General features: G+C 32.2%; 23 protein-coding genes and 1 other annotated feature. Of the genes, 3 read left to right on the top strand and 20 right to left on the bottom strand.

Going from position 1 to position 23,625, the window contains the following annotated elements:
• Window positions 1-270: 270 nt before the first annotated feature.
• The 8 genes from argS to RWL86_RS06780 all read right to left on the bottom strand — a co-directional run bounded on the left by argS (window position 271) and on the right by RWL86_RS06780 (window position 7,956).
• Entirely contained in the window at window positions 271-1,962 is a 1,692-nt protein-coding gene (gene argS / locus RWL86_RS06815; protein WP_314078240.1) for an arginine--tRNA ligase, read from the bottom strand.
• A 61-nt stretch (window positions 1,963-2,023) separates the two neighbouring features.
• Window positions 2,024-2,234, bottom strand: a binding site (T-box leader).
• A gap of 230 nt (window positions 2,235-2,464) precedes the next feature.
• A complete protein-coding gene (locus RWL86_RS06810) occupies window positions 2,465-2,776 on the bottom strand; it encodes a hypothetical protein (RefSeq protein ID WP_314078237.1) in 312 nt (103 codons plus the stop codon).
• Window positions 2,777-2,844: 68 nt separating this feature from the next.
• The gene (locus RWL86_RS06805) at window positions 2,845-3,591 is read right to left on the bottom strand and encodes an NADPH-dependent oxidoreductase (RefSeq protein WP_314078235.1); all 747 of its coding nucleotides are present in this window, start codon (window positions 3,589-3,591) and stop codon (window positions 2,845-2,847) included.
• A gap of 75 nt (window positions 3,592-3,666) precedes the next feature.
• The gene (locus RWL86_RS06800; protein WP_314078233.1) at window positions 3,667-4,329 is read right to left on the bottom strand and encodes an adaptor protein MecA; all 663 of its coding nucleotides are present in this window, start codon (window positions 4,327-4,329) and stop codon (window positions 3,667-3,669) included.
• A 115-nt stretch (window positions 4,330-4,444) separates the two neighbouring features.
• Entirely contained in the window at window positions 4,445-5,467 is a 1,023-nt protein-coding gene (locus RWL86_RS06795) for a lipoate--protein ligase (RefSeq protein WP_314078230.1), read from the bottom strand.
• 86 nt (window positions 5,468-5,553) lie between these two features.
• Window positions 5,554-6,315 carry a hypothetical protein gene (locus RWL86_RS06790; protein ID WP_314078227.1) on the bottom strand — a complete coding sequence of 254 codons (762 nt, stop codon included), beginning with the start codon at window positions 6,313-6,315 and terminating at the stop codon, window positions 5,554-5,556.
• A gap of 165 nt (window positions 6,316-6,480) precedes the next feature.
• Window positions 6,481-7,377 (bottom strand): zinc metalloprotease HtpX, encoded by an 897-nt coding sequence (htpX, locus tag RWL86_RS06785; RefSeq protein WP_314078225.1) that lies wholly within the window; start codon window positions 7,375-7,377, stop codon window positions 6,481-6,483.
• A gap of 21 nt (window positions 7,378-7,398) precedes the next feature.
• Complete coding sequence (locus RWL86_RS06780; RefSeq protein ID WP_314078223.1) at window positions 7,399-7,956, bottom strand: LemA family protein; 558 nt, start codon at window positions 7,954-7,956, stop codon at window positions 7,399-7,401.
• 142 nt (window positions 7,957-8,098) lie between these two features.
• Here RWL86_RS06780 and RWL86_RS06775 point away from each other — a divergent pair, with 142 nt between their 5' ends.
• Window positions 8,099-8,803: an SMI1/KNR4 family protein gene (locus tag RWL86_RS06775; protein ID WP_314078221.1), complete on the top strand. Its 705-nt coding sequence runs from the start codon at window positions 8,099-8,101 to the stop codon at window positions 8,801-8,803.
• 101 nt (window positions 8,804-8,904) lie between these two features.
• On the opposite strand, the gene RWL86_RS06770 is transcribed toward RWL86_RS06775, so the two are convergent.
• The 8 genes from RWL86_RS06770 to groES form a co-directional block, all read right to left on the bottom strand.
• Entirely contained in the window at window positions 8,905-10,587 is a 1,683-nt protein-coding gene (locus tag RWL86_RS06770) for an ABC transporter ATP-binding protein (RefSeq protein ID WP_314078219.1), read from the bottom strand.
• Window positions 10,588-10,599: 12 nt separating this feature from the next.
• A complete protein-coding gene (locus RWL86_RS06765) occupies window positions 10,600-11,328 on the bottom strand; it encodes an ATP-binding cassette domain-containing protein (protein WP_314078216.1) in 729 nt (242 codons plus the stop codon).
• A gap of 127 nt (window positions 11,329-11,455) precedes the next feature.
• Window positions 11,456-12,196, bottom strand: a complete 741-nt coding sequence (locus RWL86_RS06760) for an ABC transporter permease (RefSeq protein WP_314078213.1) — start codon at window positions 12,194-12,196, stop codon at window positions 11,456-11,458.
• Window positions 12,197-12,369: 173 nt separating this feature from the next.
• Window positions 12,370-13,005 (bottom strand): TetR/AcrR family transcriptional regulator, encoded by a 636-nt coding sequence (locus RWL86_RS06755; protein WP_314078211.1) that lies wholly within the window; start codon window positions 13,003-13,005, stop codon window positions 12,370-12,372.
• A 528-nt stretch (window positions 13,006-13,533) separates the two neighbouring features.
• Window positions 13,534-14,055: a transcription repressor NadR gene (locus RWL86_RS06750; RefSeq protein WP_314078209.1), complete on the bottom strand. Its 522-nt coding sequence runs from the start codon at window positions 14,053-14,055 to the stop codon at window positions 13,534-13,536.
• Between the two features lie 2 nt (window positions 14,056-14,057).
• The gene (locus tag RWL86_RS06745) at window positions 14,058-14,588 is read right to left on the bottom strand and encodes an ECF transporter S component (RefSeq protein WP_314405133.1); all 531 of its coding nucleotides are present in this window, start codon (window positions 14,586-14,588) and stop codon (window positions 14,058-14,060) included.
• A gap of 172 nt (window positions 14,589-14,760) precedes the next feature.
• Window positions 14,761-16,380 (bottom strand): chaperonin GroEL, encoded by a 1,620-nt coding sequence (groL, locus tag RWL86_RS06740; RefSeq protein WP_314078207.1) that lies wholly within the window; start codon window positions 16,378-16,380, stop codon window positions 14,761-14,763.
• Between the two features lie 19 nt (window positions 16,381-16,399).
• Window positions 16,400-16,669, bottom strand: a complete 270-nt coding sequence (gene groES, locus RWL86_RS06735; RefSeq protein ID WP_006703485.1) for a co-chaperone GroES — start codon at window positions 16,667-16,669, stop codon at window positions 16,400-16,402.
• Window positions 16,670-16,828: 159 nt separating this feature from the next.
• Between groES and RWL86_RS06730 the strand changes: the two genes are divergently transcribed.
• Window positions 16,829-17,107: a hypothetical protein gene (locus RWL86_RS06730; protein WP_314078203.1), complete on the top strand. Its 279-nt coding sequence runs from the start codon at window positions 16,829-16,831 to the stop codon at window positions 17,105-17,107.
• A gap of 668 nt (window positions 17,108-17,775) precedes the next feature.
• Here the strand turns inward: RWL86_RS06730 and plsX are convergent.
• From plsX to RWL86_RS06710, 4 genes are all read right to left on the bottom strand, one after another.
• The gene (gene plsX / locus RWL86_RS06725; protein ID WP_314078200.1) at window positions 17,776-18,777 is read right to left on the bottom strand and encodes a phosphate acyltransferase PlsX; all 1,002 of its coding nucleotides are present in this window, start codon (window positions 18,775-18,777) and stop codon (window positions 17,776-17,778) included.
• Complete coding sequence (recG, locus tag RWL86_RS06720) at window positions 18,770-20,821, bottom strand: ATP-dependent DNA helicase RecG (protein WP_314078197.1); 2,052 nt, start codon at window positions 20,819-20,821, stop codon at window positions 18,770-18,772. The genes plsX and recG overlap by 8 nt, the downstream gene beginning before the upstream one ends.
• 212 nt (window positions 20,822-21,033) lie before the next feature.
• On the bottom strand, window positions 21,034-22,713 hold the full coding sequence (locus tag RWL86_RS06715; RefSeq protein ID WP_314078195.1) for a DAK2 domain-containing protein: 1,680 nt from the start codon (window positions 22,711-22,713) through the stop codon (window positions 21,034-21,036).
• 34 nt (window positions 22,714-22,747) lie between these two features.
• Window positions 22,748-23,110: an Asp23/Gls24 family envelope stress response protein gene (locus RWL86_RS06710; protein ID WP_314078193.1), complete on the bottom strand. Its 363-nt coding sequence runs from the start codon at window positions 23,108-23,110 to the stop codon at window positions 22,748-22,750.
• A 264-nt stretch (window positions 23,111-23,374) separates the two neighbouring features.
• On the opposite strand from RWL86_RS06710, the gene rpmB reads away from it, so the two are divergent.
• Window positions 23,375-23,563, top strand: a complete 189-nt coding sequence (rpmB, locus tag RWL86_RS06705; protein WP_006703478.1) for a 50S ribosomal protein L28 — start codon at window positions 23,375-23,377, stop codon at window positions 23,561-23,563.
• The last annotated feature ends 62 nt before the right edge of the window (window positions 23,564-23,625 follow it).

Raw genomic sequence — 23,625 nt, 5'->3', positions numbered from 1 at the left:
CATCAGTTATAATGCATCAGTTATAATGCATCAGTTATAATGCATCAGTTATAATGCATCAGTTATAATAATATTAATTATACCAATTTTTTCATTTTATATGCAAGTAATTATACGCATTTTAACGCTTTCAACTAGGTGTTATTTCAATATTTTTTCAGAAAGCAACCTGAAAATCCAAACTTTTAAAATTATTTTTTTCACAATCAAATTTTCTTTCAAAAAACAAAAACTCTCACTTGCCAGGTAAACAAGTGAGAGATAGGATGGCTACATTTCGTCTGGAGATTCTACTCCTAAAATTGCAAGACCTTGTTTTAAGATAACAGCTGTTGCTTCCACTAATGCTAAACGAGCATTTAGTCCTTCATCTTCTTGTAAGATACGGCTGTTTGCATAATATTTATTGAAGGCTTGCGCTAGCGAAATCACATATTTAGAAATTACAGAAGGTTCAAATTTGCTTTCTGCATATTTCACAATATTTGGATAATTTTCAATTTGTTTTAATACTTCCCATGCATAGTCATCTTCTAATTCTAATGCTTGAGATAAATCAACTGAAACTCCTGCTTTTCTTAAAATACTCATTGCACGAGCACGAGTATATTGAACATAAGGTCCAGTTTCTCCTTCAAATTGGACAACTTCTTCCAAGTTGAAGTCAAAGTTATTTGTACGATCGTTTTTCAAATCGTGGAAGATTACCGCACCTACCCCAACTTGTTTTGCAACTTGTTCTTTGTTAGGTAAGTTTGGATTTTTAGCTTCAATTTGTTTTAAGGCTAATTCTTCAGCTTCACGTAAAACTTCTTCTAATAAGACAATTTTACCTTTACGTGTTGATAATTTTTTACCACCTAATGTAATTAAACCAAAGCCAACATGAATCATATTTTCTTGCCAATCACGACCCATTTCACTTAATACAGCTTTTAATTGTCTGAAGTGGTTTGCTTGTTCATTCCCTACAACATAAATGTTTTTAGCGAAATCATAAGTTGCTTTACGGTAATGTGCAGCGGCTAAGTCACGTGTGATATATAATGTTGCACCATCTGATTTTTTAATTAACGCAGGTGGTAAGTCATATTTATCTAAGTGAACAACTGTTGCACCACGGTCGATTGTTGCAATTCCATTACTTTCTAAGTATTCAACAATTGGATCCATTTTATCATTATAGAAAGCTTCACCATTATAAGAATCAAATGTAATTCCTAAAATATCATACACACGATTGAATTCTTTTAATGATTCAGATTTGAACCAATTCCATAGTTCTTCTGCTTCTGCATCGCCATCTTCTAATTTCTTGAACCATGCACGACCTTCATCTTCTAAAGAGCTATCACGTTCTGCTTCATCATGGAATTTAACATATAAACGTAATAATTCTGCGATTGGATCTTGTTCAACGGCTTCTTTTGTTCCCCATTTTTTATAGGCAACAATTAATTTACCGAATTGTGTTCCCCAGTCTCCTAAGTGATTGATTTTAATTGGGTTATAACCAACTTTTTTCTCTAAGTTAGCAATAGCATTCCCAATAACTGTTGAACGTAAGTGACCCATTGACATTGGTTTTGCAATATTTGGACTAGACATATCCACTATAGCATTACGTCCTTGTCCAAAATCAAAGTTACCATATTCTTCTCTTTGTTCTAAAACAGTGTGTAATGTTTCATCTGCAAATTTACCTTTTGATAGGAAGAAGTTTGCATAAGGTCCCATTGCCACTGCTTTGCTAATATGTTCATCAGCAACTGCTTCAACGATTTCTTGAGCAATTGCTTGAGGTGCTTTACGTAATACTTTTGCAAGTGAGAATGCTGGGAAAGCTAAGTCCCCTTGTTCTGCATATTTTGGAACTTCAATCATTTTATAAATTTCTTCAAACGATAAATGTTCACTAATTGTTTTATGAATTTGTTCTGCAACTATTTTTTTGTAATCCATTTTAACACTCCTTCTTTTTGTATAAATTATAAATAAAAAAGCCCCTAATCAAGCAACCTTGACTAGAGACGAGATAACCCGTGGTACCACTCTTATTGTTTAAAATCTTAAACCACTTTAAACTTTTTTAACGGTAAGCGACCGGATTACTCTACTACATTCGAATAATCATTTCCAAAGTGCGGTTCATTTACTTCATCATGACTGGCTTCCACCACCCCAGCTCGCTAAAACAGACATCCGTAAACTACTCTCTTCTTCATAAATGTTTATTGTTTATAGGACGATTATAACAAGCGTTAGAATATTTGTCTAGTAATTTTACAAGAAACTTTATATCGTTTAACACAAAAAGACTTTGCATAGTAATATCAAGCAAAGTCCATTGTCTGTTTATCATTCAGTTTTGATGTTTGCCCTTTTCGTGGTAATTCTTTCCTGAAAAGGATGAATATAGCTGGTTCTTTTTCAACCGTCTCCCCTTTAAGAAATACTATACTCATTATTTAATTTTATGCTTATTCATTTTTGCTGCAAAAATATTTGTCATAATTTCTCTTAATTCTTCTCTTTCCTTTTCAGGTAAAGGGCCTTCTTGTTTAGCTACTGCATAAAGTTCTGGGTACTGTTTTGCAACTCTTGCTACTGTTCTTGTTGTTGCATGGGCTCTCACTAAAAATGGAATTTTCTTAATCCATTCACTTGGTACTAGTTCAAGAATTTTTTTTGCTGCTTCTTTATCACTAATAACAGAAGTCGTTAATCCTGCATTAATTTGTTTTTGTTCATGCTCTGTAAAATCTTTAATATCCATTTTAATCCTCTTTTCTTTACTCAATTTTATTTTAATTGTAATCAGTTCATTCAAAAAAATCTAATATTTTATTTTTTCAAAAATCCTTGTTGCTGAATTACTTCTAATAACGCTAATCTTTTTGGAGATAATGTTTCCATTTTATCCGCCACTTGTTTGCTGAATCTGTCCACTCGATGATTTAAATCTCTTGTATCATAGTAACTTGTAATCTCTTCATCATATGCTTCAATTTCTTTTAATGGATTTTCCAATACTTGATAGTGATTCTCCATATGAATGATTTCTTTTGGTAAACGTGGTTTTAATTGAGGTTCTTGATTTGGCCATCCTACCGCTAATCCAACTGCCGGGAATGTATATTCTGGTAATCCTAATAAATCGATAATTTGCTGAGCGTCATTATGTAAACTTCCTAAAAATACTGTTCCCATTCCTAGTGATTCAGCTGCTACTACCATATTTTGAGCTGCAATGGTTGCATCCGTTAATCCCGCAATAAAATACTCTGCAGTCCCTTGTAATTTGGCTGGTCTATCTTGCGCCTTTGTTAATTGAACATTACGATAATAATCTACTACAAATAAAAATAAATGCCCATTCTTTTCAACATATGGTTGTTTTGAAATTGCAGCAAAGGCAGCTTTTAATGTTGGATCTGTAATACTAATAATGGAATATGCTTGCATAAATTTACTCGTTGCAGTATGTCTTGCTACATCTACTAATAATTCCACTTCTTCCTTCGTTAAAGCTTGTTCTTTAAACGCTCGAATGGAGCGGTGGTTTAACTGTATTCGAATCGTTTCATTCATGATTTTTACTCCTCTATAAAAATAGTGGAGTCAGCAAATGACAGAAATTGTTTTTGCTCACTTCCACTATTTACATTATTTAAAATATTTTTTAGCTGTTTCAATCGCTTTTTCTTTTATCATTACTTCGCCATATTCTTGAACAACTTCCCAAGATACTCTAGAAAACTCGCCGAATTCTCTTAAAAGTGCTAAATCCGCAGTAAAATCTTCTTCTCCAAAAACATCTTGGTATACATGTAGAAAATAATAGTTACTATATCGATATAAAGATGATTTTTGAACATTATATGGATACAATTTTGCTAATTGGACAAAGTCCTCAAATGAGTCAAAAAATACTGTACAATCCAGTGGCTCCAATGTTTTTTCTGTTTCAACGGGAGCTTCTACTTTTTTCTCTTTTTTCGGTTTTCCCATTCGATGTCCTAAAGAATGTTGAATCGTATCGACTAAATTTCGAACGAAACGTTCGCTATCTGCTTCAGTATCTTTTTTTTCAACATATTTGGTAACATATAATTCAATACCTTCTGGATTCGGCATTACTTGGAAACTCATACCTTCAGAATCTTCAAATTGATCAATGACATCCATTTCTACTAAAATACTATGGAAAAATTCTTCTATTTCTATAGGATTGGCTAACAATTCTGGAACAGAAGTGCCACGTTCTAGTAAATCTTCATTTTCAATTCTTACTAAAATAGTATCATCATTAATACGTTCCATTTCCATAATATTCACCTCACTTACATACATTTAAAAATTCATTCATTATTTTTTAAGAATAGTACTATTGTAACGAATTTTCATAGAATGTAAAGTAATAACACCTTTTCTATCATTCGTATTAGCTCAATAATAACTCTACTAATTCTTCAGCCGCTACATTTCCAAAATATTTACGAACATCAATGGATTCGAATACGGTTGACACTGCATCTCGTTGATATTCAATTCCTGTTAATTTTTCTTCTACGTCACTAATTTCTCCAAGACCGAAGAAATCTCCATTAATTTTAATCTCTTTTATACGATTTTGTTCAACATTTAAGTGGAATTCAACTTGTCCTGCTGTTGTACGTTTCGATTGTGTTAACGCAAATTTTGGATTTTTTCCATAGTTCCAATCTGGATTATTAAAATAAGTCTTTCTCAACTCTTCAATTTTTTCCCAATCTTCTTCTGTTAGAACATATTCTTTAATCAGTGAAGTATCTTCCACTTCGAAAATATTTTTCAATAGTACTTCTCTAAATTGTAAAATATCTAAATCTTGGAATTCTTCTGCCAAATAAGGTTTAATATTTGTAACACGTGAACGAACTGATTTAATTCCTTTTGATGCAATTTTATCAGCTTTTGGACGTAATAATTGTGGTAAGATCGTTACATCCACATCCAGCATCAATGTTCCATGAGCCGTTAAACGACCATTATTTGAGTACATTGCATTTCCGGAGAATTTCTTTCCATCAATGAGTAAATCATTTCTTCCTTGAAGTTCAGCGCCAGTTGCCCCCATTTTATGTAGCGCACGAATAACAGGCTCTGTAAATTTCCCAAAATCACGGAAACTATCTCCATCATCTTCTGTAATAAAGCAGAAGCAAATATTTCCCATATCATGATAAACGGCTCCACCACCAGAAAAACGTCTAACCACTTGAGCTTTTAACGAATCGACTCCATCTTGATTGACTTCTTCATAAGTATTTTGATTTTTCCCAATAATAATCGCATTTTCATTCACATAAAATAACAAAATAGGCTCATCTAATTTTTTCTCATTTAATAAGAAATATTCGATTGCCAAATTTGTTGTTGCATCATAGATTTCTTTCCCATTTCGTTGATTTTTTACATAATACATAACCTAACCTCTTTTCTAATTTACTACCTTTTATTTTAACAAAAAAACGTTCTTAAAGAAAGTAAGCCACTTCTTTCAAGAACGTTTTATAGGATATCTGTTTTTCGTTTATAAATCTCTAATGACCAACCTTGTTCTTCATGATAAGTCAGTTGCCCAAATAAATTTTCCTTAATATATACATTTTCCATTACGTGATAACGATCTTCTGCTACATATAATGGAATCGTATATTCTAGTAACTCTTTTTTGATTCTTTCCGTCGAAAATACCATACCGACTTTAAAATACGTCACTAATTCTTTTAATAATTCTACTGGCAAATCTTTGGCATTTTTCTCTTGATTGAAAAACAATCGTCTACTCAAACGAGTCATTTCTTCACTCATTTTATCCGTCAGTTGAGCACCTAATTGTCGATAGAAATCATCCATCTTCCGATAATACACTTTTGTAAATTCTTGCCCTAAATTTAAAAAGATAAAATTATTTTGTAGTTTATAAAAAAACGGAGAATGCAAATGCGTATTTGCATGAGAAATATATAATAAATCTGCAATTTCTTGAGGTGTTAATTGATGTAAAAATTCTAACGATTCAAAATCAATCCAATTATATTCTGTTGTACTAGTTTTACCTTCTTCTAAAAATGCTACGATTTTTTTTGAATCTTTAATATAGTAAAACCCAGTATAATCATCATATATAGCTAATGGAGAACGTCCCTTTAATAATAAGATATTTTTAGGAACTTCATTTTGTGACAATACTGCTGGTTGAAATTTAATTGCGCTACTTAATACATGGTTCGAAATCGAATCTAAATGTACATAAATTGATTGCATCACAAAACTCCTCCCTTAATCTAATTCCTCATTACTATTATAGGGGAATTATCTCTATTTATGTATATTTATTTCATTACAAATTATATGTGAAAGCTTTTTCTTTGTAACAAAATTGAAATAAAGACAATCGAAGCCTTCCCTATAAAACTTCAACTGTCTTTATTCCTACATCTCTCTTAAACGTTTAATCCGATTACTTGTTGCTGGATGAGTAGCAAACCAAGAATCTTTTTCTTCATTTCCCTTTTTAAAAGGATTAGCAATATATAATGCTGCACTTTGAGGATCCGCTTCTTCCATTGCTGGAGCTTGAGAGATTTTTTCAAGTGCTGAAATCAACCCTTGAGGATTTCGAGTAAATTCTACTGCTGTAGCATCTGCTAAATATTCACGATTTCTTGAAATTGCTAATTGTAAAATCGTAGACATCAATGGTCCTAATATCATTGCTAAAATGGAAATGACCATCATAATCACTGCAAGTCCATTTTCATCATCTTTTGACCGTCTCGAAGATCGTCCCCAAAACATCATTCGACTTCCAAATTGCACTAAAATAGCAATCACTGCTCCAAGCGCAATGGCAATAGTTTGCAGCCTTACATCATAGTTTCGAATATGAGCAAATTCATGAGCTAAAACTCCTTCTAATTCCTCACGATTCAAACGTTGTAATAACCCTGTTGTTACAGCAACTGCTGCTTTTTCAGGAGTACTTCCTGTTGCAAAGGCATTCGGAGAGTCATCGTCAATCACAAATATTCTTGGTCTTGGAACTTTTGCAACCATCGCCATATCTTCCACAATATGCCACAATTGAGGTGCTTGTTCGTATTCAGTCACTTCACTAGCATGATTTAATCGCATCACAACATCTGTTGATTGACTCATCATCATCATGGTATATAATCCACCTGCAACTAATGCAATAACCATTCCTGCAACAGCATTATCAATTAGGGTATAACCTAAAGCAATACCTACCAATAAAAATAATATGAGATAGAATCCTACTACCACCCAAGTTTTTCTTTTATTGGCAGCAATCTGTTCATACATCATCTTTTTCACCTACGCTCAATTTTAAAATTGAACTTTTGGCACTTCACGTGCTTCTGTTGGAATTTCTAACATTGCTTCTTTTGTAAATCCACCAATATTTGCAATAATATTATTTGGAATCATTTGAATTTTAATGTTATATTGTGCCACGCTTGAATTATATAATTGACGTGAATAAGCAATTTTATTTTCTGTATTTGTTAATTCTTCTTGTAATTTAATGAAGTTAGTATTTGCTTTTAAATCAGGATAGCTTTCTGAAAGTGCAAAAATTGTTTTTAATGTTCCACTTAATTGATTTGAAACATCCATTTTTTCTTGAACAGAAGCATTACTTCCCATATTTGTTAATTGATTTCTCATTGCAATAACTTGAGAAAGTGTTTCTTGTTCATGTTTAGCGTACCCTTTAACAGTTTCTACTAAATTCGGAATTAAATCATTTCTTCTCCCTAATTGAACATCAATTTGAGCAGCCGCTTCACTTACCCAGTTTTTTAATTTTACTAAGCCATTATATGCAGATACAGCCCAAATAATGACTACTGCAATAATTCCTAGAATAATCCATAATGTCATATTGACACACTCCTTTATATTTTATACAGTTAATTGTAACAAATCGAATTAGTTTTGCAAACTTTTAACGATTAATTGAGCTTATTTTACCATAATTATTGTAACTTACCTCATACTTTAGACCTAATTTTAGGAGGGAAACATGTCACTGATTCAACAAGCTTTTACAAAAGTACTATTAGATTCTACTACACCTATCCATCATCAATGGACTATTGGAGACTTACCAGAAAGTTATTTACAATGGATTCAACAGGAAGGAGCTGGTTATTTTCTTCATACAAAAATAACTACCATTGAACCTACTCGATTCGGCTTGGACTATACTCTCTTAAATGGCATTGCAGGATTAGAAAAGGGCAATTGGATGAGTTTATTAGATGACTGTTTTTCCCCCGAAGAAACAGGTCTGCCTGATTACTTTATTCCCTTTTTTAAAGATGAATCAGTTTACTATTGTTTTGATTATCTTGAAAAAGGAAAAGAACCTAGCATTCGTCTCATAGATGTAGAAATGGATCAATGGTTAACGATTGCTTCTTCTTTTGAAGAATTGATTCGTTCTATGAAACCTCATATCGAACTTGTATCATTCGACCATCGACATTGGATGAGCAAACATACTCACAGACAACAATTGGGATTATTCCATCCTGAAAATTTTCAAACACTATTAGAAATTGAAGAGGATGAAGATTTTAATAACTATATTTACTGGATTGCTAAAGGCTTAAAACAAACTCCCCCAATTTCTTCCATTGCACAAGAAGCACTCAATTTTTTACTGGAATACCGAAACCAAGAATTAGAAAACTCCCCAGCTTACAATCTAATTCAACAGGATTAAACGAATAATGGATAGACAAAAAACAAGACTTGCACTTCGATAAGTCTTGTTTTTTGTTAGTCTCGATTTTATCCTCATTAATCTGATTTAATTTAGTATTATTACTCACTAAATTTAAACATCTTATAAAATTCACCTTTCCTATCCATCAACTCATCAAAAGAACCATCTTCAACAATACTCCCGTCTTTCATAAAAAGAATTCTATCGTATTTTTTCAAAATAAGCTCATTCAACTTATGCGTAACAACAAGAGCTGTCAAATCTTGAATTTTCAAAATTGAATTTTCAATTTCAGTAGTAACTTGATTATCCAAAGATGAGGTAGCTTCATCTAATAATAAAATTGGAGTTTTTCGAATCAAAGCACGTGCAATACTAACTCGCTGTTTTTGCCCTCCAGATAGGTTTGACCCATTTTCACCGCATAAAACTTGCAGACCTAATTCATTTTCTAAAACATAACTTTCTAAACCAGACTGCTGTACAGCTTGTTTTATATCATATTCAGTAAAGGATTGATTAAGGGTAATATTTGCTTTTAAAGTATCATCAAAAATATAAACATCTTGCTGAACAACTGTCATTAAGTTATAAAGACTCTCAATTGAAATATCTTGTAAATCTTGATTATCAATTAAGATATGTCCACTTGTTACCTCATAAAAACGTAGTAATAAATTCAGTAAAGTAGATTTTCCACTTCCTGATCTACCTACAATTGCAATTTTTTCTCCCTTTTGAATCTTCAAAGATAAATGATTAAAAATCTTTCCTTCAGTATTTGGATATGAAAAATCAACATTTGAGAATGTAATCACTTCATTAAAATATTCTTTTGTTTTACCTGTTTGAAATTCGGGTACATCTTGTACCTCAAATGCCTCTAGTGTTACCTGACCTTCACGGAATTTAGTTATACCAAGACCAACTTCATTTACTGGCATTACTACAAAATTTACTAGTTGAACAATAGCTGTTACACTCCCAATTGAAGTATACCCATTAAAAACAAGATACATTCCTCCACCAAAAGCTACCAAAAAAACAATCATTCCTGAGAGCTGAGAAATAACATTAGATAAAACATCAAACTTTCCTTTTGTAAAATATATCTCTTCCAAATTTTCACTTACATAACTATAATCCTGATAAATAGCCTCTTTCACATTAAAACTTTTAATAACCAAAAAACCTGCTATAATATCTTTAATCTTAGCTAAATATGTTTGTTCTGCAATCATAACTCTATTTTGTATAAAGGCTGACTTTTTGCCAATAAATCCTGAAATCAACATTGGAATAATACTTACAATGATAACAAATAAAGTTAAAAACCAATTACCTATAAACATAGCTATTAGCGAGAAAATCATCAAGGATAGATTTTTTGAAATATTAAAATACTGGTGTAAATAATCTTGTTCAATTTTCTTCATATTTTCAGTCAAAATTGAAATAAATTTCCCTGATGTTTCCTTAGAAAATTCTCTATAATCTCTATCTAAAATAGATTGGAACACCTTGTTTTTATATCCTGACATAATTTTTCTAACAAGCTTATTTCTTAATTGAAAGGATATAAAATTAAGACCTGCATAGATGAATATAACACCAGCACCCACTAGTATTGCTTGAGTTAAATCTTCTTTATTTTTAGACATTCCACTATCAATAATCCCTTTAATAGAATAAGCAAAAGCAATATTAGATAAAGGAACAAGTATATTAAAAATCATGAAAGCATAAAAAGCCTTCTGATGGTTCTTTATTAATTGTTTCATTCTTAATCTGCCTCATAATTCTTGATTTTTACTTAGAAAATGTGACATAAAAAATTCTTCTAAGTCAATATTCTCTTTCATCAGCTCTTCCATATAAACCTGTTCAATCATTGATCCATTTTTGATAACACCAATCTTATCTGCAATCTGTGAAATTTCCGATAAAATATGACTTGATATTAATATCGTAATTCCATGTTCCTTAGAAAGTAACTGTAAGAGATTTCGAATTTCTTGAATTCCTACTGGATCCAAACCATTAATTGGTTCATCTAAAATTAATAATCTTGGTTTCGTTAAGAATGCACGAGCTAAACCTAGCCTTTGTCTCATTCCCAATGAAAATTCTTTTACTTTTTTTGTCGTATTTTTTAATCCGACCATTCTTAAGGTATTTATTATATCTAATTCAGTAATATTTTTTCCCATGTATTGAGCGTGAATTTCTAAAATTTCTTTTGCAGTACAGTTTTCATAAAATATGGGTGTTTCAATAATACTACCAACCTGACTTAAAATTTCCTCTCTATGTTCTTGTAAATTTTTCCCAAAAATTTCAATACTACCAGATGTAATCGTTAATAAAGATAACATGCATTTCATTAAAGTAGTTTTTCCAGCACCGTTTGGTCCTAACAAACCATAGATTTCTCCTTCAGCAATTTGAAGGTTAATATCACTCAAAATTTCTTCCTTATCTATTGTTTTAAAAAGTTCTTTTATTTCAACAATATTTTCCATTTCTATCCCTCTCTTTCAATATAAAGTTTAAATTTCCATCAGGTATATAGATTCTAATTTTTCCCTTTATTACTCATTCATTCTTTTATCTGAGAAAACTCATCTCACTTCAATAAAATTAGCTATACTAGTTGATATTAATATCTTTTTTTGAAATAGTATAAATAGAAAATGAAACAATCATTAAACTTATGACACTAGCAATTATTAAAAAAAATACGTTATCAACAAAATTATGCGTTAAACTTCCAGGAGTAGCATTAGAAAGTAATGCTGCCAAACCAAGTCCTGAAAGTATTGTTATAGGAGTTGAATACTTAATCATACCTAAAACAAAAGGTATTAAACCGATTAAAACTGTTCCAAACGTAATTCCGACTAAATTAATTAAATAGTTGGTGAATGGAATATAATTTTCCCCTGTTAAAAATGCCATAAATTTAATAAATAATTGAATAACTATATGTGCAGTAAAATGAGTAATAAATGATATTAGAATTACTGATAACACTTTCCCCCATAATAACTTTATTTTAGAAATAGGATAAGAAAACAACTGAAAAATTGTTCTTCGTTTAAATTCATCAATAATAATGATAGACAATAAATAAGATTCAAAAATTAAAAAAGCTGCTTTTGTAAATAAAGATGAAAACAATGACATTGCAATTGCCCAGCCTTCCCATTGACTTGTACCTCTATAATCATTGATACTCTGTCCAACAAATTCTCCCAATTTATTATCCGTACCTAGCCCCATAATTATAATTCCTGTAATACCTGATACTATAAATATGGTAATCAACCAAGCTAAAAATAATTTAACTTTTGAAACTTTATTTATTTCAATTTTTATAAGTGACAACATAGACTTTTCCCTCCAAAAAAATTTTGTTTATATTAATTACACTATTCTAAAAGCACTTTATATACTCCTGGTATGTAAAATTTTAAAAAATAAACATACTAAAGGTATGTATAATAGAATTTTTAATACCATAGCTAGAGTATGGTATTTTTAAAAATATCTATACGTAAAACTTATTTACTATTTTTTAAGTGATCAAATAATTTGAAAATTATTTCCATCATTTCATCAGTAATCAACTGTACTCCCAGACCCTCAAAAGTTAGTTTAATAAAATTCATTTTACTCTTTAATTCCTCTACTGAATAAATAGAAATTTGGAACCCAATCCAAATATTCAAAGTTAAAATAATTAAATCTGCTAATTCTTCTGGGTATTCTGTTTTAATTGAGTTATCTTTAACACCTTCAAAAACTTTTTCTCTAATTACCGGTAAAAAATCAGAAAAAAGATTTAGATATTGTTCACCTAACAAACGTGGACTTCTTAACATAATTGAAGCTGAGTATACGAGCCTTTGTTGTTCAAAATTTGAAAAAGAATCCATTAATGAATTTTGTATTTTTTCTAATCCTGTTTCTCCTCTCCAATTATAATTTAAAATTTTTTGATTATTTTCACTAATGATTGATTGCAATATTTCATTTTTCGACTCAAAATGATGATAAATAACACCTTTTGTTAATCCACCTAATCCATCGATTATATCTTGTATTGATGTATTATCAAATCCTTTTTCTAGAAATAATTCTTTAGAAACTTCTAATATTTTTCTTCTTGTTTCTTCCGGATTTCTATTCCTTGCCATTTTAACACCCCTTTATACATACCGAAGGTATGTAACTCGTATTATAATGAACCAAATTTACATTGTCAAGCACACTATTATTTTCTCTAATATATAAGAAGCAATTATTCATATCTATTTAAATAACTCTTTGAAAGTATATTTTCTCAATTTAACTTTTTAAATTCAGTTTAAAAAATGAACAAAAAAATAAGACTTTCTATAGTAGTATTAGTGATAAAAACTGCCACGCAGATTTTATCACAAGAAAAATTGAGACCCTAGGCTCAATTTTTAGCAATGAGACTCGCTTTTGCGAGGCTGCTTGCGTCTTCTACTACTATAACAGAAAGTCTATATTCTATACGCTCTCTCATAAATACACGTCCAATAAGTTAGACTTTCTATAGTAGTACTAGTGATAAAAACTGCCCCGCAGATTTTATCACAAGAAAAATTGAGACCCTAGGCTCAATTTTTAGCAATGAGACTCGCTTTTGCGAGGCTGCTTGCGTCTTCTACTACTATGACAGAAAGTCTATACGTAAATTATAACGAGTCGTCGATTAAAAAACCCAACTTTCTCAAAGCTCTTTCAATCTCATCTAAATCTTGCTTCGTATCAGCTTCCACTAAATGATAATGAACCCCATCCGTTATCTCAGACAAAGGACGAAACTTCGTTTCCTCCACTTGCTTCATAAAATGAACAATATCTCTACGACAAGTCATTTTCAATAATGTCTGAATTTCCCCATAAACAGGATGATCCACTAACACCGTTTTTACTCTTCCACCATTATCCACAATAGCAACTAACTCATCTTCAATATCATCAATCGTATGTTTCACTTTAAACAAACGATGCATTTGTTGCGGTTGCTTAGATGCAGAATGAATATATCCTCGATTCGTTGAAATAATTTCTTCCCCATCTGCACGTAAAATAGCAATATCCTGAACAATAATTTGTCTTGTCACATGAAAATGATCCGCTAATTGCTGTCCGTTAATCGCTGATGAAGATTCTTTTAATAAAGTCAATAATTGCTTTCTACGTGTAATGGTCACTATTAACCCTCTCTCTTATGGATTTTCTTTAATGAACGATATATACCAATCGCTATTACATAGTCTACCATACTATGAATAATCGTACCAACTCCAACTAAAACAATTAAGACATATAATAGTTTTTGAAGGTCTTGACCTGTCACACTATAAAATACAAAACATACAAATACTTCACCAATAGCATGTATAATCGCTAAAACAATATTGAAGATCCATGAAGATTTTTTATTTTCTAATATATTCGGGAACTTTTTCAAATAAAGAGCACCTAAAGTTCCAAATAAAATATGAGAAAATGCTCGTAACACAATAATAAATGGGAATCCTGCTAGGAAGAAACCAATAGTAGAACCCAATACAACAAATACCGTCATCCATGGAGAAAGAAACATTGCAATAAAAATAGCTACGTGACTTCCTAAAGTATAGGATGCCGGTGGAATGACAATTTTGAATGGCATTACAATCGGAACCACAATCGCAATTGCTGTTAGTAAGGCTGTTAACGTTAAAAATCTATTCTTTTTCATTGAATATATCTCCTTTTCTACTGTATATACAGTAGTGTATACCATAACTTTACAGAATTCAATACTATTTTATGAATTAAAAAGAATTTTTATGATGAAAAAGGAAAAAGACTTCTCACAGTAGCTTGCGTCCTTAGCTACTTCAGAGAAGTCTAGTTTATATATGTAACGATTACATCATACCCATTCCTGGATCCATTCCAGGCATTGCTGGTGCAGCTGGGATTGGTTTATCTGCTACTACCGCTTCAGTTGTTAATAATAAAGCAGATACAGAAGCTGCATTTTGTAAAGCAGAACGAGTTACTTTAGTAGGATCTACAATTCCTACTTCAATCATATTCACCCATTCATCACTTGCTGCATTATATCCAATTCCTAACTCTTGAGCTTTCAAATGAGCCACAATTACTGAACCTTCTAACCCTGCATTTGTTGCAATTTGACGAAGTGGTTCTTCTAATGAACGAGAAACAATTTTCGCACCTGTTGCTTCGTCACCTTCTAATTCTAATGCATCTACTGTTTTTTGAACATTCACTAGTGCAGTTCCACCACCAGAAACGATTCCTTCTTCAACAGCAGCACGTGTTGCATTTAAAGCATCTTCAATACGTAATTTTTTCTCTTTTAACTCTGTTTCAGTTGCAGCACCTACTTTAATAACAGCTACTCCCCCTGATAATTTTGCTAAACGTTCTTGTAATTTTTCACGATCAAAATCACTTGTTGTATCTTGTGCTTGAGAACGAATTAAAGCTACACGATTCGCAATTAATTCTTTTGAACCTGCTCCTTCAACAATTGTTGTATTATCTTTAGAAACAACTACTTTTCCAGCTGTACCTAATTGTGCTAAAGTAGCATCTTTTAATTCTAAGCCCAAATCTTCTGTAATGACTTGAGCACCTGTTAATACAGCAATATCTTCTAACATTGCTTTACGACGGTCACCAAATCCTGGCGCTTTAACCGCTACTACATTAAATGTTCCACGTAATTTATTTAAAACTAATGTTGGTAATGCTTCTCCATCTACATCATCTGCAATAATTAATAATGCACGACCTTGTTGAACGATTTGTTCTAATAATGGAATAATTTCTTGAATATTAGAAACTTTTTTATCTGTAATTAAAATAAATGGATTATCTAAATGAGCAACCATTTTATCATTATCTGTTACCATATATTGAGATAAGTAGCCACGATCAAATTGCATTCCTTCTACAACATCTAATTCTGTTTCAATTCCTTTTGATTCTTCAATTGTAATAACGCCATCGTTACCTACTTTTTCCATTGCTTCTGCAATTAAACTACCGACTTCTTGAGATCCTGAAGAAATCGCTGCTACTTGTGCAATCGCTTCTTTTGATTCTACAGGACAAGAAATTTTGTGTAACTCTTCTACAGCAGCACGTGTCGCTAATTCAATACCACGACGAATGCCTACTGGATTTGCACCTGCAGTAACATTTTTTAATCCTTCACGAACAATTGCTTGTGTCAAAACTGTTGCAGTTGTTGTTCCGTCTCCTGCAATATCATTTGTTTTAGAAGCTACTTCAGCAACTAATTTAGCTCCCATATTTTCAAAATGATCTTCTAATTCAATTTCTTTTGCAATAGTTACCCCATCATTTGTAATTAATGGTGAACCAAATGCTTTTTCTAATACCACATTACGACCTTTAGGTCCTAAAGTTACTTTTACTGTATTTGCTAAAATATCTACTCCACGTAGCATCGATGCTCTTGCATCTTCTGAAAACTTAATATCTTTTACCATCTTTCAGTTCCTCGCTTTCTTATTGTACAATTGCAATAATATCTTGTTCTTTTACAATAATATATTCTTGACCATCTAATTTAACTTCTGTTCCTGTGTATTTTTCAAAGACAACACGGTCTCCTACTTGAACTTGACGATCTTTTTCTTCTGTAAATTCACTCACAGCTAACACTGTCGCAAATTGTAATTTTTCTTGTGCTGCAGTTGGTAAAAACAATCCTCCAGCTGTTTTTTCTTCTTGTTCTACCATTTGAATAACAACACGATCTTTTAACGGTTTTAACATAATGATACCTCCTTGATTTTTTAGCACTCTTTCTTCTTAAGTGCTAACCACATTACTATAGTAATCATTTGGTCAAAAAAAATCAAGAAAAATCACTTGAAAAATATAGTATAATCTTGTAAGATTTTTTTAAGGAATAATAATGGGGAGGGCTTTTTAATGATTAGCAAACGACAGTTTTTTGTACATTTTATTTTAGAAATTTTAATTGCTAGTTTCTTTATTTTTTTAGCAGTATTACTTCTTCCCATTCGTGGTTGGGAATTTGCAACCATCTTTTGTTGTGTTTTTGCTACATTTAGTATTTCAAATGCAATCCGAATGGTACAATCTTATCTTGCCATGAGAAAATTTATTAACGAAACAGTAAATTTATTAGAAAAAAATGCCAGTCTTTTTGAAATAGAAGATGATGATGATGATGATTCAAAAGAATAAGAGAGGTCATTAATTTGAAAAAACGACTCTTTTTAAATGCACTAGAAACTACTTGTATCCTTATAATTTTTGTTATGCTTTACGCGAGCTTAACGAATAAATCTATGTTAGATTTTGTTTATATTGGAAATACTTTAACGCTATTGAGTTTTCCTTTTTTAATCATGGGCTTAACTCTATTAGTCATTCAATCTGGAAACTTTGACTTTTTCCTTTATAGTTTTCGTTCAAAGAAAAAAAGCTATGTTCCACAAAAGAAAAAATCGTATCAGTCTATCATTCATTTTTGTTTATGGACTTTTGCATTGTTATGGATTATTTCAATTCTATTAACATTCCCGACAATTTTTAAATAATTAACGAAAAAAGTGACGCCTACATCAACAGTACGTCACTTTTTTATATTACTTAGGAAAAACTTTGCATAGTAGATAAGGCATGAAACCAAAGGTTTGCTACCGTCGTCTATTACTATACCACAAAGTCTACTTCCTAAACGTTCTCTCATAAACATCCGTTCAAACAAAAAAGGCTTTGCATAGTAATACTAGTGATATAATCAGCCACTGCTGATTATATCACACGAAAAATTGAGACCAAGGCTCAATTTTTAGGCATGAAACCGAAGGTTTGCTGCCGTCGTCTATTACTATACCGCAAAGTCTATTTTAGTTCTCCTCAAAGTAATCGAACAAATCTTTCACGACGCCACTTCGAACAATCGTATCAATTTGCTTCATCGTAAAATAAACACTACTTGCACTAGAAGAACCATGCGCCTTCACTACAGGAGCCTTCAATCCAAATAAAACAGCCCCACCAAATTGCGAATAATCCAAAGTATTTTTCAACGAACGGAAAGTATCCTTTAATAATAAAGCACCTAGTTTTCCCGTAATACCTTGACTTAAAATATTTTCCTTTAATAAACTCATCATTGTTAAAGCAGTACCTTCAATCGTTTTTAAAACTGCATTCCCTGTAAAACCATCTGTTACAACAACATCTGCAATTCCATTTAAAATTTCTCTTGCTTCAACATTTCCGACAAAATTAATTGATGAATTTTCTTGAAGAAGTGGGTAAACACTTTTTACTAAATCATTCCCTTTACCTTCTTCAGTTCCATTATTTAATAAACCAACTGTTGGATTTTCAATATTTAATACATATTTTGCATAATAAGAACCTAAGACTGCAAATTGTTCTAAATTTTGTACTTTACATTGAGCATTTGCACCCACGTCCATTAAAATAAATTGACGATTTTCTTTTCCAACAACCGGTAATACTGGCATTAACCCTGGACGGTCAATCCCTTTAATTCGACCAACAATTAATAAACCACTCGCTAGTAATCCTCCCGTATTTCCTGCTGAAAATAGAGCATCTGCTTCGCCATCTTTCACAGCTTGAGCAGCAACTACCATAGAAGCATCTTTTTTTCGACGAACTGCCTTTACGGGTTCATCTTCACTTGTTACTTTTTCACTACAATGAATGATTCTAATATTCGGCAGTGTTTCTGTCATCACTGCTTGGATACTTTCTTCATCTCCATATAATTGAAATTCATTTTCTGGATATTCTTTTGCTGCTTGAATAGCACCTGCTACAATTTCTTTAGGAGCGTTGTCTCCACCCATCGCATCAATGGCAATTTTAACCATTTACAATTTCCTCCGTTTCACGACTTGTTTGTTCGATAAATTCTTGTATTTCTTTATAAGCTACACTGTCCTCTTCTTCGATAACAAATGTAATAGCATCTTCTCTTGCTTGTTCTAGTATATCATAATCTTGTACAATGTCAGCCACTTTAAACTCTGGGATTCCTGATTGTCGTAATCCAAAAACGTCACCTGACCCACGTAATTCTAAGTCTTTTTGACTAAGATAAAATCCATCTGTTGACTCACACATAATTTGCATCCTTTGTTTTCCTTGCTCTGTTTTAGGCGATGCAATCAAAATACACGTTGATGCATGTTCTCCACGTCCTACTCGACCTCTTAACTGATGTAATTGAGCTAATCCAAATCGATCAGCATCTAATATAACCATAACAGTAGCATTTGGTACGTCTACACCTACTTCAATTACGGTTGTAGAAACTAGTACTTGTACATCGTTCTTCTGGAAAGCAGTCATAACACTTTCTTTTTCATCACTTTTTAAACGTCCATGTAATAACCCTACTGACAAACGATTTTCAAATCGTTTAGAAATCATTTCATAAATTTCAGTCGCATTTTGAACATCTAAATTTTCACTTTCTTCTATTAAAGGAGAGATGACATAAGCTTGTCTGCCAGCTTGAACTTGTTTTTCAATATAATCATATACTTTCTCTAACTCTTGTTCTTTAACCCAAAATGTTTGTATTGGTTGTCGTCCCTTAGGAGCTTCTTTTAAGATAGATGTATCCATTTCTCCAAAAGTCGTAATGGCGAGTGTTCTTGGAATTGGAGTTGCTGTCATTTGTAGTACATTTACTCCTGTTCCTTTTTGAGCTAATTGTGCTCTTTGCTTCACTCCAAAACGATGCTGTTCATCAATAACAATAAACGCTAAATCATGATAAATGACATCTTCCTGGAATAAAGCGTGAGTCCCCACTAAGAGTTGGAGTTCTCCCTTTTCTAATTGCTCTAATAACTGCCGTCTTTCTTTTAAAGTTGTGGTTCCGGTAAGTTTTCCAACTTTTATTTCTGTTTCTTTTGTTAACGCACAAATTGTTTCATAATGTTGGTCTGCTAATAATTCTGTTGGAACCATTAAACATGCTTGTTTCCCTGTTAAAGCAGTCGCTACCATTGCAATTGTAGCAACAACCGTTTTCCCACTTCCAACATCTCCTTGTAATAATCGACTCATTTCATACGGAGCTCTTAAGTCATAGCAAATTTCATTGACAACTTTCTTTTGTCCTTCAGTTAGTGTAAAGGGTAAAGTTTGAATAAATGCCTTTAATGCATTATTTTCATATAAAATACTTTGCCCTTGTTTAGCATAATGCCTTTTCTTTTTTAAGCTTTGTAGTTTTAACTGATAACAAAATAATTCTTGATATACTAATTGCTGTCTAGATTGTTTTGAATGACGTTCATCTTTTGGAAAATGCATTCCTTCCACAGCTTCTGGATGAGATAGTAATTGTCTTTTTTTCTGAATGGTAGCTGGTAGTGGATTCGGAATATTTTCTTTATACAGTGGTAAAGCTGTTTGAATCAATTTCAACAATGTACTTTGTCGAATGGATTTATTTGTTCGGTATACCGCTTCAAAATTGGATGTTTCCTCTCTATCTTCTTTAGTTGAAATAATTTTCATTCCCATTAAAGTGGAGCGTTTGGCATCCCATTTTCCAAAAATAATACATTCTTGATGTTGGATTAATTTATTTTTCAAATAAGGTTGGTTAAAAAAGGACACTTGGATGACTTGTTCTCCAATCGCCATTCGACAGGAAATTCGGTTTTTCTTAAATCCATAATAATGAACGACTGGTTCTGTTACAATAATTCCTGCTAATGTCACTTTTTCTTGATCCATGATGGTTGAAACATCTCTTACTTGAAGGTCTTCGTATCGAAATGGAAAATGTGTTAATAAGTCATAGATGGTGTCAATTCCTAAGTCATGTAATGGTTCCATTCGTTTAGGTCCGACTCCTGTTAAAAATCTTACTGATTGAAATATTGTTTTATCCATTTCTTCACCTCCAAACATTCTATTCTTTTATAGTTTAGAGAGGAAAAGACATACTGTCAACTGTTGTTAAATGGAAAATAGATAAGAAAATTTTAATAGTTGCAAAAGGACGGCAGCAAACCTGCGGTTTCATGCCTATTGCTACTTCATTAATTTCATTCCTATCGACAAAAAAATACTGGATGGGTTCCCCATCCAGTATTTCTAATATTCTATTCTACTGCTAATAAATATGCGTATACAGGTTGTAAACCTTCGTGTAATTCAACTTCAATATCTGGGAAATGTTCTTCAACATAAGAAACAATTTCTTCTGCTTCAGATACTTCTGCATCTTCTCCAACTAAAATTGTTAAAATTTCAGATTCATCATTTACCATTTTCGCAATTGTATCAATTGTCGCTTGTTTACGATCCGGTACACTAATTAAAATTTTACCATTGACAATACCCATGAAGTCCTGTTCTTTAATATCAACTCCATCGATTGAAGTATCACGAACGGCATTTGTAATTTGACCGCTTGTCACTAATGACAATTGTTCTGTCATCGCTTCTTTATTTTCTTCAAGGGTAGCTTGTGGGTTGAACGCTAATAATGAAGATAATCCTTCAGAAATTGTTCTACTTGCTACAACTGCTACTTCTGCATCTTCACTAACTTCAGCAGCTTGATTTGCAGCCATTAAAATATTTTTATTATTTGGTAAAATAATCACTTTTTCAGCATGAGCTTCTTTTACTGCTGCTAAAATATCTTCTGTACTTGGGTTCATTGTTTGGCCACCATTAATAATGGTAGTTACACCCATGCTCTTGAATAATTCATGAATTCCTTCACCCGCAGCTACAGCAACAATTCCATACTCAGCTTTTGGAGCAACTGCTTTTACTTTTTCAGTATAGTCAGTTTTTAAAACTTCCTCATGTTGCAAGCGCATATTATCAACTTTCACTTTCATTAATGAACCAAAGCGTTGTCCATAATTCATGACTTCACCAGGACGCTCTGTATGAACGTGAACTTTAATAATTTCATCATCTGCTACAACTAATAAAGAATCTCCTAATTCGTTTAAGTAATTACGGAATGTATCGTAATCAAAAGTATCTACGACTGTTTCCCCTTCACCGATACGTACCATAATTTCAGTACAGTACCCAAATTGAATATCAGCTGTAGAAGCATGTTCATAATCAATGCCACTTTCGTGATGAGCTACTGAACTTAAATCAATTTTATTCGTTGATAATGCTTGAACTGGAGTAGCTTCACCTGTTAAAGCTTCGTAAAATCCGTTATAAATAAATACTAAACCTTGACCACCTGAGTCAACTACACCAACTTCTTTTAATACAGGTAATAAATCTGGAGTTTTATCTAATGATTTTTGAGCTCCACGTAATACAGAACCCATAACTTCGATAATATCACTCGAACGTTCTAATTTACGAACACCTCTCTTAGCAGATTCACGAGCAACTGTTAAAATAGTCCCTTCAACAGGTTTCATCACTGCTTTATAAGCTGTTTCAACCCCTTTTGTAAATGCTTCTGCTAAATCTTCGCCTGTTAATTCATCTTTTCCTTCAACTGATTTTGAAAAACCACGGAATAATTGCGATAAAATAACTCCTGAATTTCCACGAGCACCCATTAATAAACCTTTTGCTAAATCTTGTGCTAACTCTCCTACAGTTTGAGCAGAAGAATTTGCCACACGCTCTGCACCCGATTTAAATGAAAGGCTCATATTTGTACCTGTATCACCATCTGGAACCGGAAATACATTCAATGAATTGACAAATTCAGCATTTTCACTTAAACGTGCTTCACCAATTTCTACCATTGCTCGAAAATCTTGAGCCGTAATAATATTTTTTGTTACCATTGATTCTTATATCCTCCTGACACACCATCAAAGCTTACGCTTCAATGATTTTTACTCCTTGAACATAAACATTAACAGTGTTCGCAGAAAATCCTAACATCGTTTCTAAATTGTATTTTACTTGTTCTTGAACATTGCGACAAATTGCAGAAATTTTAGTTCCGTAACCTACGATAATGTATACATCAACAGCTACGCCTTCTTCCTCTTGACGAATTACTACGCCACGAGAATAGTTTTCTTTTTTCAAAATTTCATTTAAATTATCACGAATTTGATTACGGCTGGCCATTCCAACAACTCCGTAATTATCTGTTGCTGCACCACCAACTACAGTAGCAATAACTTCATTGCTTAATTCAATTAACCCTTGTTCTGTTTGAATTTTGACTGTCATTTTAGTAACCTCCTTGAAATTCGTACAATCTATTTTTTACAGACTGTTCGATGATTTTCTATTATTTTATCATAAATGATTGATTTTACCTAACCTTTTATGTGTGAAAATGCGCTATCAAAATCAATTTAACAAAATTTTATACTTTATCTTGGACTCTAGCTTGCATTCTATCGTCAACTATGATAAATTATTTAAGTATATGATTTAGTTTAAAAATTATATCAGCTGATCAATGATTTAAATTAAAGGAGGAGAATGACCATGGCTAAAGTATGTTATTTCACTGGACGTCGTTCTGAAACAGGTAACACTCGTTCTCACGCTATGAACGCTAACCGTCGTACTTGGAAACCAAACTTACAAAAAGTTCGCGTTTTAATCGATGGCAAGCCTAAAAAAGTATGGGTTTCAACTCGTGCATTAAAATCAGGTAAAGTAGAACGCGTTTAATTTACACAAATCATGACCACCCGTCTAACGGGTGGTTTGAACCGGGGCTATAAGCCCAGATT

The organism is uncultured Granulicatella sp., assembly GCF_963515095.1.
GTDB lineage: Bacteria > Bacillota > Bacilli > Lactobacillales > Aerococcaceae > Granulicatella.
This window is presented reverse-complemented; position numbering and strand designations above follow the sequence as displayed.